This is a genomic window from Zooshikella sp. RANM57 (assembly GCF_050749885.1).
In the GTDB taxonomy this organism is placed as follows: Bacteria; Pseudomonadota; Gammaproteobacteria; order Pseudomonadales; family Zooshikellaceae; genus Zooshikella.
Window position 1 is genome coordinate 160,807 of record NZ_JBOIUB010000007.1, and the last position, 14,607, is coordinate 175,413.

19 protein-coding genes are annotated in these 14,607 nt (G+C 44.5%); all 19 read left to right on the top strand.

What is annotated here, in order from left to right; all coding sequences use genetic code 11:
- Positions 1-102 precede the first annotated feature (102 nt).
- The 19 genes from ACQ96U_RS15990 (at position 103) to ACQ96U_RS16080 (ending at position 14,606) form a co-directional block, all read left to right on the top strand.
- A complete protein-coding gene (locus ACQ96U_RS15990; RefSeq protein ID WP_431722260.1) occupies positions 103-1,623 on the top strand; it encodes a phage portal protein in 1,521 nt (506 codons plus the stop codon).
- Entirely contained in the window at positions 1,620-2,903 is a 1,284-nt protein-coding gene (locus ACQ96U_RS15995) for a S49 family peptidase (protein WP_431722261.1), read from the top strand. The genes ACQ96U_RS15990 and ACQ96U_RS15995 overlap by 4 nt, the downstream gene beginning before the upstream one ends.
- Positions 2,887-3,255: a head decoration protein gene (locus ACQ96U_RS16000; protein ID WP_431722262.1), complete on the top strand. Its 369-nt coding sequence runs from the start codon at positions 2,887-2,889 to the stop codon at positions 3,253-3,255. Before ACQ96U_RS15995 ends, ACQ96U_RS16000 begins: the two co-directional genes overlap by 17 nt.
- 88 nt (positions 3,256-3,343) lie before the next feature.
- The gene (locus ACQ96U_RS16005; RefSeq protein WP_431722263.1) at positions 3,344-4,378 is read left to right on the top strand and encodes a major capsid protein; all 1,035 of its coding nucleotides are present in this window, start codon (positions 3,344-3,346) and stop codon (positions 4,376-4,378) included.
- Between the two features lie 54 nt (positions 4,379-4,432).
- Positions 4,433-4,714, top strand: coding sequence for a hypothetical protein (locus tag ACQ96U_RS16010; protein WP_431722264.1), 282 nt, complete (start codon positions 4,433-4,435; stop codon positions 4,712-4,714).
- Positions 4,705-5,223 (top strand): hypothetical protein, encoded by a 519-nt coding sequence (locus ACQ96U_RS16015; RefSeq protein WP_431722265.1) that lies wholly within the window; start codon positions 4,705-4,707, stop codon positions 5,221-5,223. The genes ACQ96U_RS16010 and ACQ96U_RS16015 overlap by 10 nt, the downstream gene beginning before the upstream one ends.
- Complete coding sequence (locus tag ACQ96U_RS16020) at positions 5,216-5,746, top strand: hypothetical protein (RefSeq protein ID WP_431722266.1); 531 nt, start codon at positions 5,216-5,218, stop codon at positions 5,744-5,746. The genes ACQ96U_RS16015 and ACQ96U_RS16020 overlap by 8 nt, the downstream gene beginning before the upstream one ends.
- Positions 5,721-6,284 carry a phage baseplate assembly protein V gene (locus ACQ96U_RS16025; protein WP_431722267.1) on the top strand — a complete coding sequence of 188 codons (564 nt, stop codon included), beginning with the start codon at positions 5,721-5,723 and terminating at the stop codon, positions 6,282-6,284. The genes ACQ96U_RS16020 and ACQ96U_RS16025 overlap by 26 nt, the downstream gene beginning before the upstream one ends.
- An 80-nt stretch (positions 6,285-6,364) precedes the next feature.
- The gene (locus tag ACQ96U_RS16030) at positions 6,365-6,703 is read left to right on the top strand and encodes a hypothetical protein (protein ID WP_431722268.1); all 339 of its coding nucleotides are present in this window, start codon (positions 6,365-6,367) and stop codon (positions 6,701-6,703) included.
- Positions 6,704-6,726: 23 nt separating this feature from the next.
- On the top strand, positions 6,727-7,062 hold the full coding sequence (locus ACQ96U_RS16035) for a GPW/gp25 family protein (RefSeq protein ID WP_431722269.1): 336 nt from the start codon (positions 6,727-6,729) through the stop codon (positions 7,060-7,062).
- Positions 7,059-7,943 (top strand): baseplate assembly protein, encoded by an 885-nt coding sequence (locus ACQ96U_RS16040; protein WP_431722270.1) that lies wholly within the window; start codon positions 7,059-7,061, stop codon positions 7,941-7,943. The genes ACQ96U_RS16035 and ACQ96U_RS16040 overlap by 4 nt, the downstream gene beginning before the upstream one ends.
- 32 nt (positions 7,944-7,975) lie before the next feature.
- The gene (locus tag ACQ96U_RS16045; protein WP_431722271.1) at positions 7,976-8,674 is read left to right on the top strand and encodes a phage tail protein I; all 699 of its coding nucleotides are present in this window, start codon (positions 7,976-7,978) and stop codon (positions 8,672-8,674) included.
- Complete coding sequence (locus ACQ96U_RS16050; RefSeq protein ID WP_431722272.1) at positions 8,671-9,714, top strand: phage tail protein; 1,044 nt, start codon at positions 8,671-8,673, stop codon at positions 9,712-9,714. Before ACQ96U_RS16045 ends, ACQ96U_RS16050 begins: the two co-directional genes overlap by 4 nt.
- A gap of 30 nt (positions 9,715-9,744) precedes the next feature.
- Positions 9,745-10,908 (top strand): phage tail sheath subtilisin-like domain-containing protein, encoded by a 1,164-nt coding sequence (locus ACQ96U_RS16055; protein ID WP_431722273.1) that lies wholly within the window; start codon positions 9,745-9,747, stop codon positions 10,906-10,908.
- Positions 10,909-10,910: 2 nt separating this feature from the next.
- Positions 10,911-11,423, top strand: a complete 513-nt coding sequence (locus ACQ96U_RS16060) for a phage major tail tube protein (RefSeq protein ID WP_431722274.1) — start codon at positions 10,911-10,913, stop codon at positions 11,421-11,423.
- Between the two features lie 64 nt (positions 11,424-11,487).
- Complete coding sequence (locus ACQ96U_RS16065) at positions 11,488-11,736, top strand: phage tail assembly protein (protein WP_431722275.1); 249 nt, start codon at positions 11,488-11,490, stop codon at positions 11,734-11,736.
- A gap of 132 nt (positions 11,737-11,868) precedes the next feature.
- Positions 11,869-14,016 carry a hypothetical protein gene (locus ACQ96U_RS16070; RefSeq protein WP_431722276.1) on the top strand — a complete coding sequence of 716 codons (2,148 nt, stop codon included), beginning with the start codon at positions 11,869-11,871 and terminating at the stop codon, positions 14,014-14,016.
- The gene (locus tag ACQ96U_RS16075) at positions 14,006-14,431 is read left to right on the top strand and encodes a phage tail protein (protein WP_431722277.1); all 426 of its coding nucleotides are present in this window, start codon (positions 14,006-14,008) and stop codon (positions 14,429-14,431) included. The genes ACQ96U_RS16070 and ACQ96U_RS16075 overlap by 11 nt, the downstream gene beginning before the upstream one ends.
- The gene (locus ACQ96U_RS16080) at positions 14,397-14,606 is read left to right on the top strand and encodes a tail protein X (protein WP_431722278.1); all 210 of its coding nucleotides are present in this window, start codon (positions 14,397-14,399) and stop codon (positions 14,604-14,606) included. Before ACQ96U_RS16075 ends, ACQ96U_RS16080 begins: the two co-directional genes overlap by 35 nt.
- Position 14,607: the final 1 nt, after the last annotated feature.

A 14,607-nucleotide genomic window follows, 5' to 3' on the forward strand; every position in this document is an offset into this window, starting at 1 on the left:
CATCTTTTTTTTACTGATATTCACCGTCAAATTTATCCTCATCGACTTTTTCTCTATATTACCATGTCCCTGATTATTGACAGCTCGGGAAAACCCTTACACATGGAATCCCATCCTTTATCCACGAAATCTGTCCAGCAAAGTATGGATTTTTGGCAACCTGCTTTACTGTCTATTGACCGTGAACATTTGCCGGAAATGCCCCTGCTTAATAGTCGGGCGCGGGATATTAAACGTACCCACGGTTATGCTAATGGGGCGGAACAGATTTATGTGGATAATATTGTGGGCCATCAATTTCGATTATCGGCCAAGCCAAATTATAAAGTGCTAGGTCTCGATGCCGAAAAAGCCAGCCTCTGGGCCAAGGATGTGGAAGCCCGTTTTACGGATTGGGCGGAAGATCCGGATTGTTGGATTGATGCGGAAGAAAAAAGAACCTTAACTATGATGGCACGCGAATCAGTACGACACTATGCCAGCCAGGGCGAAATACTCGCTTCAGCGGAATGGCGGCGAGCTTCAAATAATCATCGACCACAAACCTGTATTAAATTAATCGATAGTGAACGATTAAGTAATCCCTTTGAGCAGGCGGATACCCAACACTTAAGAGCGGGTGTTGAACTGGGTAACAGAGGTCAGGCAATGGCTTATCATATTCGTTGTGCCCATCCTGGCGATGTCGATTTAGCGTTAGATGCCTATATCTGGAAAAAGGTTAAACGACGCAAGCCGTGGGGCCGATTGCAAGTCCTGCATGTGTTTGAGCCTGAGCGACCAGATCAAACCCGAGGCATTAATGTGTTTGTCAGCACTTTGCGCAACCTAAAAATGCTGGAGCAATTCCAGGATGCTACGCTGCAAAATGCCATCGTGAATGCCATGTATGCAGCGGTGATTCAATCAGAATTTGATCCGCAAACGGTGCTGGCGGCACTGGGTGGTGGTGAGCCGAATAATGGTAGTCAAAATACGCTTAATAGTTATATGCACGCGGTGCAAAGCTATCATCAAGGCGCTAATAATATTCATTATAACGGCGCGCGCATTCCGCATTTATTTCCCAATGAAAAACTCGAATTAAAAACTGCCAAATCCAATCCGTATTTTGAAAACTTCGAAGACACCTTATTACGCCATATTGCTGCTAGCTTAAATATCAGTTTTGAACAATTAAGTCGGGATTTTAGTAAAACCAATTATTCCAGTGCCCGTGCCAGTATGTTGGAGAGCTGGAAATTCTTTTTAAGTGTCCGGCATATTATTCCCGCCCGTTTTTGTCAGCAAATTTATGCGCTATGGCTGGAAGAAATGATTAATAAGGGCGTGATTGAATTGCCAGGGAACGCTAACTTTTATCAAAACCCATCTGCCTGGACCCGCTGTTATTGGATTGCTCAAGGCCAAACTCATATTGATGGAGTAAAAGAAGTGGAACGCTTAGAACGATTATATGCTCTGGGGGCGATTACCTTCGAAGAAATTTGCATGATGCTGGGTAAAGATTACCAAGAAGTACTGGAACAACGGCAACGAGAAGCCCAGGAATTTAAAGCGTACGGTTTGTCACCTTTCAGTCCAAGTTTTAATCCAGTTGTTAGCAAGGCCACAGAAGAATGATCTTTGATGAATTAATCAATAAACCATTATTAATGAATCCGGGTTATGCCCGGATTTTTTTTGGTGCGTTGGCTGAACGGCTTAAGTTGCAGAGTTTAACGTTCGCTGATGGCGGTCAATTATTGCTGGCGGATTTAAAAGCCAGTGCTGCAAATTACCAAGCCCGTGAACGTAAGCTTTACCAGATCCAGGATGGTATTGCGGTGATTCCTGTTGAAGGCACATTAACCCACCGTTATGGCTATTTAAATCCCTATAGCGGGATGACCGGCTATGATGGCATACAAGCCAAATTGGATACCGCCTTAGAAGATGATGACGTGAGGGGTATTTTACTGGACATTAATAGTCCTGGTGGTAGCGCCAATGGTTGCATGGATTTAGCCGATACCATTTATGACGCACGACAGATTAAACCCATCTGGGCGCTAGTGGATGAACAGGCGACCAGTGCCGCTTATTCCATAGCTTCCGGCGCCAATCATATTATTGCTCCGCGAACTGCACAAACGGGCAGTATTGGGGTCATTATGGCGCATGTGGATCAGAGCAAAGCCCATGAAAAGCTGGGTATCCATGTCACCTTTATCCATGCAGGTGCGCATAAAGCCGATGGTAATGCCTATCAGCCACTGCCTAATGCCGTTAAAGAGCGCTTCCAACAAGAGGTTGATGCGTTGTATGCCTTATTTGTGGATACGGTAGCGAGAAATCGTCAGTTAGCAGCTGACACCATTCGTAAGACTGAAGCCGCTATTTACTCCTCCGAGCAAGCCCAGGAAATGGGTTTAATTGACCAGATTTTACCGGCCAGCCAAGTGCTGACGGTATTTACTCACCACCTGAACGATACAAGGGCCATTATGACTACACCCACTGAACCCCAAGTAAAAAGCACACAACCTGCCGTAGAACCCGTTGATACGGATGCCATTAAAGCCAGTGCAATCCAGCAAGAACGGGAGCGTTGTTTAAGTATTTTGCAGTGCGAAGCGGCTGAAGGCCGAATGGCAACCGCAATACACCTAGTAAAATCCGGCATGGCGGCGGATGATGCTAAAGCGTTACTGGAGACGCTGCCTAAAGCTGAAGCTTCTGCCCCCAAAAAAGAAAACACTACACAAAACGCCTTTACCCAGCACATGAATAACGATCAGCACCCGAATATTCCCTCGGAAAATACCCCTGAAAAAACAAACGAACCTAAATCCGCGATTCAGCAAATGCTCTCTGACTTTGAATTAATCACAGGAGATAACAGTAATGCATGCCGCCAGTAATCATTATTCTGTTCCACCTTTAATGCCACTCATAACCGGCGAAACCCAGGTCAATACCATTACCGTCACCATTGCCAAAGGCCAGCAATTACCCGCGAATGCGGTGTTAGGCCGTAATGATAAAGGCGAATATGTGCTATCCGATGCTACGGCGACTGATGGTAGCCAAGTGCCCGATTGTATTTTAGCGTACGCCGTGGATGCGAAAAGTCAGGCACAATCTACAGGTGTGTATGCCGCCGGTTGTTTTAATCCTGCCGCACTGCATTTAGGCAACGGTCATACGGAACAAACCCTTATGCAACCGTTTCGTGAGCGTGGAATATTTTTAAAAACACCCAGCTATACATAAATGACTGTTTTAATCCTCGTTTTTATTACTTACCTCCCACCTTATTAAAATACTTCTTACATCGCTTATTTAATAGGTAATTACTGTCATGACCGTGAATATCGACCGCGATACGATTACGCTGGTGCGTACGATCGAATTCAAGAAAAAACCTTTTCCGTATTATTTAAATAAATACTTTTCTTCGATTTATGAATCGCAGGAAGAGCAAATTAATTTTGAATTAGTGTTTGGTGAACGACGTCTTGCGCCGTTTGTTTCGCCCATGTTGGAAGGTAGACCACTACCCGATCAAGGTTATGAAGTGAAAAGCTTTAAACCGGCGTATATCAAACCTAAAAATGCGGTTAAACCGCAACCGATGATGAAGCGCCGTGTCGGTGAAGCGTATTTAGGCAGTTTATCGCCAGCCCAGCGTTACAATATTTATAAAATGGAATTATTTATTCAACAGGCTGAAGCCATTGATAATCGTTTGGAATGGATGGCGGTACAAAGTTTACTGTATGGCAAAGTCACCATCAGTGGTGAAAATTATCCCAAATGCGAAGTCAATTATGGTCGCAGTGAAAAGCTTACTTTAAAACCCAAGAAACTCTGGACGGATCCAGCTGCGCCCATCGTCGATGATATCGAGGAAATCAGTGTAGCCATGGCTTCCGTCCCCGGTGGTTCGCAAGCCAAGGATATTTACTTTGGGCCTGCCGTATGGAAATGCATGCGTAAAAATAAACAGTTACTGGACCAACTGGATACCCAGGTTGCTGGCACCAATGCCACCATCGATCGAGGTCCACAAACCGCAGCCGATGATGTGGTGTTTGTGGGTTCTCTGGGTGGCGGACGCTTAAAATTACACTGCGACAGTCGTCAGTATCAGGATGATACAGGCAACATGCAGCCCTTTTTACCTGAAGGTGTGGTGATGCCCGTCGGTGATGTGGAAGGTGTGCAGTGCTTTGGTGCGATTATGGATGTCAAAGTATTACGGCCTATGCGTACTTTCCCTAAATCCTGGGTGCAGGAAGATCCGTCTGTAGAATATGTGATGACGCAATCTGCACCGTTAGTGGTGCCTGCTCGCCCCAATGGCTCAGCGTTATTAACTGACGTTTTAAAATAAGCTATGAGTGTATTCCAAAGTCTACAACAGGAGCTGAATCGGGAGCGCATGACCATGTATGGCCGTCCAATTGTGTTAACGGATGGCCAGATTATTACCGGTATTTTTTATTGGCGCGATCAGGAAGGTAAGCTGAATAAAATCCAATTAAATTATGCGACGCCTGAATTACACGTTTCGGTCAATGAGTTAACTACGCTTGAACAACATGAATATGTGGTGATCGACGAGCAGAAATTTCAACTGAACTGGCCGCCATTAAAAAAAGATACGGGTATGGCCATTATTAAACTATCCCCTTATGAAGCGGCTAAGGAAGGTAGTCGATGGCGTTAAAAGTCGCGGTTGATATTAATGACTCACTGGATGACGTGTTAATGGGTTTGGATCGGAGTCAGGCGGATGTTAAGCGCGCCATTAAACGTGCCCAACGTAAATACACGGCATTTATCGAACGGTTATTAATCCAAGCAGTCGTTGATGCCTCCGGTGTGAAGCGAAACCTGTTTAAAAAACACCGAGTACGTGTCACCACAGTGTATGCCGAAGGTAAAATTAAGGTTTGGTTGGGTGTTAATCCGGTAGGGTTAGGTTATTTTGGTAAGGTCAAAGAAGTGCCTGGTGGTGCAAAAGCGGGTCAGCATTATCGACCGGGTGCGTTTAAAATTGGCGATCGTGAAGCCGCCTTTAAACGGGCTGGGAAGGCTCGTTTACCCCTTGTTTACCAAACACAAGACATTGAGCCCGTGGCGAAACCTGTTGTCATCCAAATCCTAAAGCGTGGCAAACAACGACTCATAACGCTCCTGGAACAAGAACTTAATTACGCGTTAAATCATGAATAAATATGATCCTCTTGAATTAATTCACCAGGCCATGGTGGACACGCTAACGAATCATTTTGGTAAACGATTGGAATTTGTGCAGGCTTATAATCCAGGTAAATGCCTGAATTCACCCGGTATTTATTTAGGGATGCATCAAATGGAAATCGGTGAGAATCCCGGTGATGGTCGCCATGTCATCAATGCGGATTGGTTTTGCTACTGTGTGTTAGCCAACAGCACACCTGATTTAGCCATTGAAATTCGCCGTATGGCCTGTGAGGTGATGACGCTGTTAAATCAGCCCGGAACAGGATTATGGGGACTTGATAATGTCGTTGCTTTGCCCAAGCATATTCAAGCGATTCCTGCCTTATTTAACCCTGATACCGAAGGTTATGAAAGCTGGGAAGTGACCTGGCAACAGTCGTTTTATATGGGTGAATTACTGTGGGAAGACGAAGGTGAAACACCTAAAACTGTATTAGCCAGCCATGTACCGTATACAGGTAAAGCCCATGAACCCCGATATAAACCCCTTTAATATCGAAGAACTGATTCGCCTGGTTAAGAATTTAATTCGGCCAGGCATAATTAGAAGCGTGGATTATGATCGTGCGCGCGCCCGGGTACAAATGGATAAACTCACGACAGATTGGCTACCCTGGCTAACAACAAGAGCCAGTCATGATCGTTCCTGGTGGGCACCTGAAGAAGATGAGCAAGTGGTGGTGTTATCGCCTTGCGGTGAGTTAGCCCAGGGTTTTATTTTACCCACAGTATACCAGGATAAATATTCTGCTCCTCAGCAAACGCCTGATGTATCGGGTAGTTATTACAAAGATGGAGCTCAGATCCAGTATGATCGTGAGCAGCATCATTACAATATTTACTTGCCTGAGGGTGGTACTTGTACCTTACATTCACCTGCAGGTATTAATATGGTCGGTGATGTGCATGTGGAAGGCAGTATCAAAGCCACTGCAGATATTACCGATAAAACCCGCAGTATGGCGGCAGATAGAGATATTTATAACAGCCATTTAGATCAACATCATGTGCCGCCTAAGCCACGACAATAATTTTTTGTTTTAACAGATACTGATTGAAATATCTATTATATTGCTATTTAATTCCCTTGGAAAATATTAGGGAATTTATAATGAAAAAATTAGCTGTATTTTTAGTATCAATACTTTTTAATGCCGCAGTTTATGCAGATATGAATACTAGCTGGAGACAGATACAATCTGTTGGTTGTCATACTGTAGATACGACCTGTTTTGTAGAAATTTCAGGTAATCCTATTGGTCCAAATGCATGTAGGAGTAACTCCTTTCGTTGGGATAGAAAAAAATCTCCAAATGGAGATGCCTCGTTGTCATTACTAACAGCTGCATTTGCTGCCGGTTACCAAGTTTCTTTGCAAGTTCCTGATCAGTGTTATCAAGATCAACCTAATTATCCAACTTTTATTTGGTTTAATGTAAAAAGGGCTTAAGGATCCTTATTTAATTAAATTTTATGCTTGGTATTAATTGTCATTCAGGAAAAAGATTATCAGGCATCGAACACCTCAAGCAATCGATTACCGATATTTTAACCACCCGCATTGGCACCCGTGTCATGCGGCGTGATTATGGGAGTCGGTTGCCAGATTTAATCGATGAACCCTTAAATGGGGCTTTACGCTTGGAGTTAATCGCGGCTACCGCTGAAGCTTTGGCCCGTTGGGAACCGCGTTTCAAGCTGACTAAAGCTACACCCACCCGCACCCAACCAGGTCAAATCGAAATCTACTTGGAAGGCATTTACTTACCCGAAGGTAAACCCATTACCTTGGACGGGATTATCTTATGAGCGAATATACGGCCATTGATTTATCTCAGTTACCTGCACCAGAGGTGATTGAGTCACTGGATTATGAAAGCATTTTTAATGCGATGCTGGAACAATTAAAAAGCTATGGTTTTACGGCGTTAGTGGAGTCCGATCCGGCTTATAAAATCTTGGAAATCTCCGCCTACCGTGAATTACTCATTCGTCAACAATTTAATGAGCGTGCGCAATCACTGTTATTAGCGTATGCCCGTGGTGCGGATCTCGATCATATTGGCGCGAATTATGGGGTAAAGCGTAAAGTCATTAAACCCGCTCGGCCTGATGAAATCCCCCCTGTACCTGCTGTGATGGAACCTGATGATGAATTCCGTCGGCGTATTCAACTGGGACCTGAAGGCTATTCTACCGCAGGCCCTGAAGGGGCGTATTTATTCCATGCCAGTAAAGCCCACGATCAAATACTGGATGTGATACCTTATTCGCTGAAACCGGGTGAAGTCACTGTGTGCTATTTACCGCGTTCTGAGGTGAATACAACACTTGATCAGGAAATAAAGCAGGCTTTAGAAACCACATTAAACCGTGAAGACATCCGACCATTGACGGATAAAGTCATTATTCGAAAAGCCGAGATTGTTCCCTACCAAATTGAAGCGGATATTTATGTTTTCCATGGTCCTTCAAAAGATGCCATACAACACGAAGTCGAAAAACAATTAAACAGCTATTTGGCGCAATGTTTTGCTTTGGGTAAAACGGTGGCTATCTCCGGTATTTATGATGCGTTGCATACCGGTGGTGTACGACGAGTTGAATTAATATCACCCTCCACGGATATTGTCACCGAACAATGGCAAGCGCCTAAACACACTAAAATTACACTGAATATTACTGCCTAATCATTTATTCCCACCTTTTTAAATTTTCATTTATGTCTTTACTGCCCAGTAATGCTTCGCCGTTTGAACGTGCATTAGAGTACAGCTGCGCCCGCGTGTCGGCGATTCCGGCACGTCCCGATATTATTTGGAAACCGGATGTATGCCCTGAACCGATTTTACCCTGGTTAGCCTGGGCGTTATCAGTGGATGAATGGGATGAGACTTGGACACCTAAAATAAAACGCCAAGTGATTAAGGCGTCGATTGCCGTGCATTTAATTAAAGGCACACTCGGAGCCGTTAAAAAAGCCCTGGGCGCAACTGGGGTGGATATCAGTATCCAGGAATGGTTTCAATACGGTGGTCAGCCCTATACCTTTAAAGCGGATGTGAACCTGGAAAATGATGGCATCACCCAAAAACAATATGAACATATTCGCCGGCTGATTAATCGCACTAAAAATATACGCTCACATTTTGATTTAACCCTGTATTTAACGAATAAAACCCAAATACCCGGTGTTGCGACCACCTGTCTGAATGGACAAACGACCTTTGTTCGTCCTTATTTGACGAAAGCGATTAGCAACCAGTTTACCAGTGTTATTGCCACAGGCCATCAGTCTGTGAGTTGTTTAACCATCGCGCCACCATTAACCACCCACTTAAACAGTTGTGTTTGTCGAAAATTGATTGTGGGCTATCAAACGGTCCATACCCATGTCATTCAACCACGAGGTACTTCATGAATGCTGAATACTATAGCTTGCTGACGGAAGTCGGTCAGGCGCGCATTATTAATGCCCATGCCCTGGGTAAAACCGTTAAGCTTACGATGTTAAAAGTGGGTGATGGTGGTGAAGATGGCGGTAAGGAAACCAGCCCCAAAGAGACGGATACACATCTTGTTCGGGTACGCTGGCAAGGGCCGATTAACAGTATTTATCAGGACGAACAAAATAAAAATTGGCTGGTCAGTGAAACCGTAATTCCTGAAACCGACGGTAATTTTTATATCACTGAATTTGGTTTATACGATGATGAAGATAATTTAATTGTCGTTGGGCGCTACCCTAAAACCTATAAACCTCGACTCGAACAAGGCAGTGGCAGTAGTTTATATTTAAAGGTGATTTTTGAGTTATCCAACACTAAAACCGTCGAGCTTAAAATTGATCCGGCCATTGTCTTGGCCAGCCGCCAATATGTGGACCGATCCATTCTTGCCCATGAGCAAAAACCAGATCCCCATCCGCAGTACGTACAAAAAGTCGTTTATGATAAAGAAAAATGGTATACCGGTATTCAGGATGAACCTGGCACCATACACCATGGTATTTTTAAAGGCTTTGTCGCCAAAACCTCTTACCATGATGATAGCCCTCCCAGTGCAACCGGTGACTTTGATACCACGGATTTAGGCACCAATAAAAACGTCTATTTTCATTTTATTACCCCCATAAATATCAATGTTGATACCGGTAGCCATATGTTCCATATCCGAATCCATGGATATGCTTACGGTTGTGCCAAGATTGTTGATGAAGTCTTTTGTGGGCATTGTTACCAGAAAGGTCGCATCTTGTATAACCCCACAACCCAAGGCAATTGCTCCCCTAAAATCTACACCGATAAACATGGCACCGTTATTTTGTCGATCCTAATTGAAGATTGTCAGTACACAACACTCACCATAGATTCGATGACCATGGCCTATAAATTAAAACTGGCGCATGGTGATATTAAGTGTGTTTTATCGTTAAACGATACAATCGATTCTCCTGCCTAATTATTTTTAATTCACTCATAGGAAAACACTATGCCAGAACAATTCCTGCATGGCGTCGAGGTCGTGGAAATTGACAGCGGCCCGCGCCCCATTCAAACCGTGAAAAGCTCGGTCATTGGTGTCGTCGGTACCGCCCCCGAGGCGGATGACAAAATATTCCCCGAAAACAAACCCATATTAATCGCTGGCTCATTACGCGAAGCTACAAAACTCGGTGATAAAGGCACATTACCGACTGCCATTAAAGGGATTTTTGATCAGATTGGCGCGTTAGTGGTCGTGATTCGCGTCAAAGAAGAAAGCGAGGAAGCTAAGCAAATCAGTGCATTAGTCGGTAATGGTCAGAGTGATCCACCCACTGGCATTTATGCCTTAACGGTGGCCAAATCCGTGGTGGGTGTGCAACCCCGTTTACTGATTGCACCCGGTTACAGTCAATTAGAGCCGGTGGGTAAAGCGCTGGACATGATCGCCAACCAACTCAATGGTATAGCCATCATTGATGGTCCTAATACCACCGGTGCAGAAGCCATTCAGTATAAAAACAAATACGACAGCCGTTATGCGTATTTAATTGATCCCTGGGTGCAGGTCTGGGATACCCAAACCCATCAAGCTGTAGATAGACCTCCGTCGTCGTATGTCGCCGGACTGATGGCTAAGGTGGATAACGATAAAGGCTTTTGGCATTCACCGTCGAATAAACAGATTAATGGCATTATCGGTACCAGCCGCCCCATTGATTTCACGTTGGGGGATGCCAATTGCCGGGCTAATTTACTGAACGAAAGCCATATCACCACCATTATTCAGGAAAATGGTTATCGACTCTGGGGTAACCGCACCACCTGTATTTCAGATCCGAAATGGGCCTTTGTTAATGTGGTGAGGACCAAGGCGATTATCGAAGATTCATTATTGCGTGCTCACCTGTGGGCGGTGGATCGGAATATTACCAAAACCTATTTTGCTGATGTGTCGGAAGGCGTGAATCGTTATTTGCGCACATTAACCGCGTTGGGTGCGATTTTAGGCGGTGAGTGCTACCCCAACGAAGAATTAAATACACCGGATAATTTAGCGGCGGGTAAAGTGTATTTTGATTTTGACTTTACCCCACCGGCACCGGCGGAACACGTTATTTTTAGGTCGTCGATGACCGATCGCTATTATCAAAACTTACTGGGGAATTAATCATGATAGCAGGCTATCAACTCCATAATGGCTGTCTGTGGCTGGATGGTGTCAGTATGCGTGGGGTGATTGAAGAAATTACACCACCGAAATTAACCGCAAAAACGGAAGACTTTTATGCGGGTGGCATGGATGGCCCAGTGCCCATTATAGTGGGCATGGAAGGATTCGAGCTCAGTTTTAGTATTAAGGATATGAATACCGCCGTGTTGGAAAACTTTGGCTTACAACAGGGTAATGACGGCTTGCCGGTAAAAATCAAAGGGGGCTTACAAAAAGGCAATAGCCACGAGGTGAAGCCGTTTGAAGTCATCGGTACTGGGTTAGTCACCGAAGTCGATATGGGTTCGTTAAAACCTGGAGAAATAAGCACCATGAGTGTCACCCTGAAACTCAATTACTACAAGTTAAGTATTGATAATAGTGTTAAGGCTGAGATTGATTTAATCAATATGAAGCGGGTGATTAACGGGGTGGATCAATTAAAACAAATGCGCGATGCGTTGGGTTTTTAAAACAAAATACTTACCATTAAATTAAATAATTTTTTTTTGGATGAATTGAATAAAAGGTAAAACTATGAGTGAATTAATACCCTTGAATTATCCCATTAACGTCAATGGCGAAACTATTTCAGAAATTAAATTACGCCGACCTACCGTCAAAGATATGAAGAATATCGACAAACAAGGTGGTACCGAGTTAGAACAAGCCATTGCCATGATGGCAGGTTTATCCGGCTTAAGTCAGCAGGATATTGAAAAAATAGACGGGGCTGATTTTAGTCAAATCAGTGAGGTGATCGCCGATAAATTTTTTCGTCATTAATTATCGACACTGTCAAACCATCGTCTTTGCCTTAGCCGCCCGCCTCCCTGGAACCCCACTGTCTGAATTTATCAACATGCCACTGGATGAATTAGTGGACTGGTTTGATGCTGCCCCGAAAGAGCCGATTCTATGAGTAAACTTGCCTTAAATATCGCTATTGGTGCGTTTTTAGATAAATCGTTGGGTAAATCCATTAAGAAAAGCCAGGCCTCGGCGGCGAAGTTGGGGAAGGCTTATCGTGAAACTAATAAACAATTAGCCGCTGTTAAAGAACTCAATAAATACAAAGCCAAACTTGCTGAGCTGAAAGGCAAACAAACCACGACGCGTCAATCCGCCCACCGCTTAGCCGAGCGAATTAAATCCGTTGAATTGCAGTATAAATCGGCGACACGCGCCGTTAAAAAGTATGGTATTGCCCTAGATAAATCAGCCAAGGCACAAAAGAAACTACAACGCAAAGCCGCCTTGCAGAAGTTCGGCACTAAGCTGATGCCGGGTGTGGGTAAAGTGGCAACCGGTATTAAACGGGGTGCAGGGGTATTGGCCGGTGGCGCAACTGCGGCGTTTGGCTTATCCGCCTGGACGGCCAAAAGATTAGACCCGATCGCTAAAACAGCGGATAAATTAGGGTTTGGTATTGAAGCCCTGCAGGAATTTCAATATGCCGCCGAGCGTTCAGGGGTATCGGTACAGCAGTTTAATTTGGGCACGCAACGAATGGTAAGACGCGTTGCAGAAGCCGCCAAAGGCACAGGTGAAGCAAAAAATGCCCTCGCCGAATTAGGGCTTAATGCACAATGGCTTGGGAAATTAAAACCTGAACAGCAGTATGAACAAATTGCGGAAGCAATGAGCCAGGTAAAAAACCAGAATGACCGTGTCCGTCTCGCCATGAAGTTATTCGACAGTAAAGGGGTTGATCTGGTGAATATGCTAAAAGGTGGTCGTAAAGGTTTGCAGGAATTACGAGTGGATGCCCGTGCCACCGGTAATGTCCTTGGCGAACAAGCTGCACGGGATGCGGAGAATTTTAATGATGCCTTGCTGAATGCACAGATGGCCTTGGGCGGTGTAAAGAACACCATTGGTGCAGCGATGATGCCCGCCTTCACTGAATTAATGAAACACTTTAAAGCTTGGGTGGTGAATTTCCAACCGCAAATACAAGCCTTTGCTAAAAATATCAGCAGCCGCTTTAAAATCTGGGCAAAAAATGTCTATGCCCTGGGTCAGGGCTTTTTTAGTGTCACCAGTGTGATTAGTGATTTTATTTCCACGACCATTGGCTGGAAAAACGTCGGTTATATTTTAGCGGGTTTAATGGGCGTTAAATTGGTTTCCTCAGTGTTCACGTTTGGTAAAGTGGTCTGGAGTTTAATTCCGATTATTAAAGCGGTCGGTACCGCCTTTTTAATGAATCCTATCGGTTTAGTCATCACCGCCATTGCGGGTAGTGCAGCATTAATTATTACTTACTGGGAACCGATCAAATCTTTTTTTAGTGAGCTATGGAGCACGGTAAAAGGGTATTTTAATCAGTTCTGGGACTGGGCAAAAAATATCTTTTTTAGTTATTCCCCGCTAGGGATTTTAATTAAAAACTGGGCACCGGTATCTAATTTTTTTAGTGAAACCTGGGATAACATTAAAGGACTATTTACGGGAGCGTGGGATTTAATTAAAGGTATTTTTAACAAATCCCCCATTGGCATGTTGCTCAAACACTGGAAACCGGGCTTTGAATGGCTGGCGTCCAAATTCAGTTGGATTAAGGACATCATCAGTAGTGTCTTTAACTGGTTTGGCGATGATGATGAGAAAGAGGAGAAAAACAATAAGCAAAAAACGAAGCCTAAACCCAAGCCCAAGCCCAAGCCATCATCGTATATTGCCCCACAACACCGAGGGCGGAGCCGAGGTATTCACTATGGAGTGAAACCTTATGCCATGGCGAATCGCCGTTACAACTATCAACACAAAACCAAAACACGAAACCCTGTAAAAGAGTCAGGACGTGTTATTTCCATTGCCAAAGCGCGTAATAATGAGAAGATACAGGACCAATTACAGGCTAAACGTAACCAACACATTAAAATACAAAACCAGTCGCGTACCAATATTAACGCCCCGATTACCATTCATGCGCAAGCAGGTCAGAACAGTGAAGAAATCGCTAAACGGGTAAGGGAAGAACTCAAACGGCGAGAATTTGAGGCAGAATCGGATCGTCGTGCATCACTTTATGATCAGGAAGGTTTGACGTATGGCTATTAGCACCTTACTGAAATTAGGGCCGTTTACCTTTTCCATTGAGACGGCAGCGTTTAATCAACTGCAACGTGCCTGGTCGTTTACCTGGTCCGAGCAAAAGCGCTTGGGCACTATCCCGCAATTGCAGTATACCGGCGAAGGTCAACAAACCATTAACCTGTCAGGCAGTGTGTTTCCAGGCCAATATGGTGCCGTCGATACCGTTGAGCAGATGGCAACACTAGGCAGGCAAGGTAAGCCATTATTACTGGTAGCCGGTACCGGCGATTTACTCGACTACTGGAGTATTACCAGCGTGGAGCAGACCAACAGTTACTTGGATCAACAAGGCCAACCCCGAAAAATCGACTTTAGCTTATCCATGAGTTACTACGGTGAAAACGATGCAGTATCGGACCAAACAAAACGACAGTCTTGATGCGATATGCTGGTACTATTATGATAAACCTCGTGAGGTCGGTTACTACGTCCAAAATGTATTAGCCGCAAACCCGGGCCTGGCTGAGCTGGGCCCGGTGCTTCCTGCCGGATTAACCCTCGACTTACCCGAAATTCCTCCCCCTGCCAATCCTACTGATAAGCTTTGGGATTAAT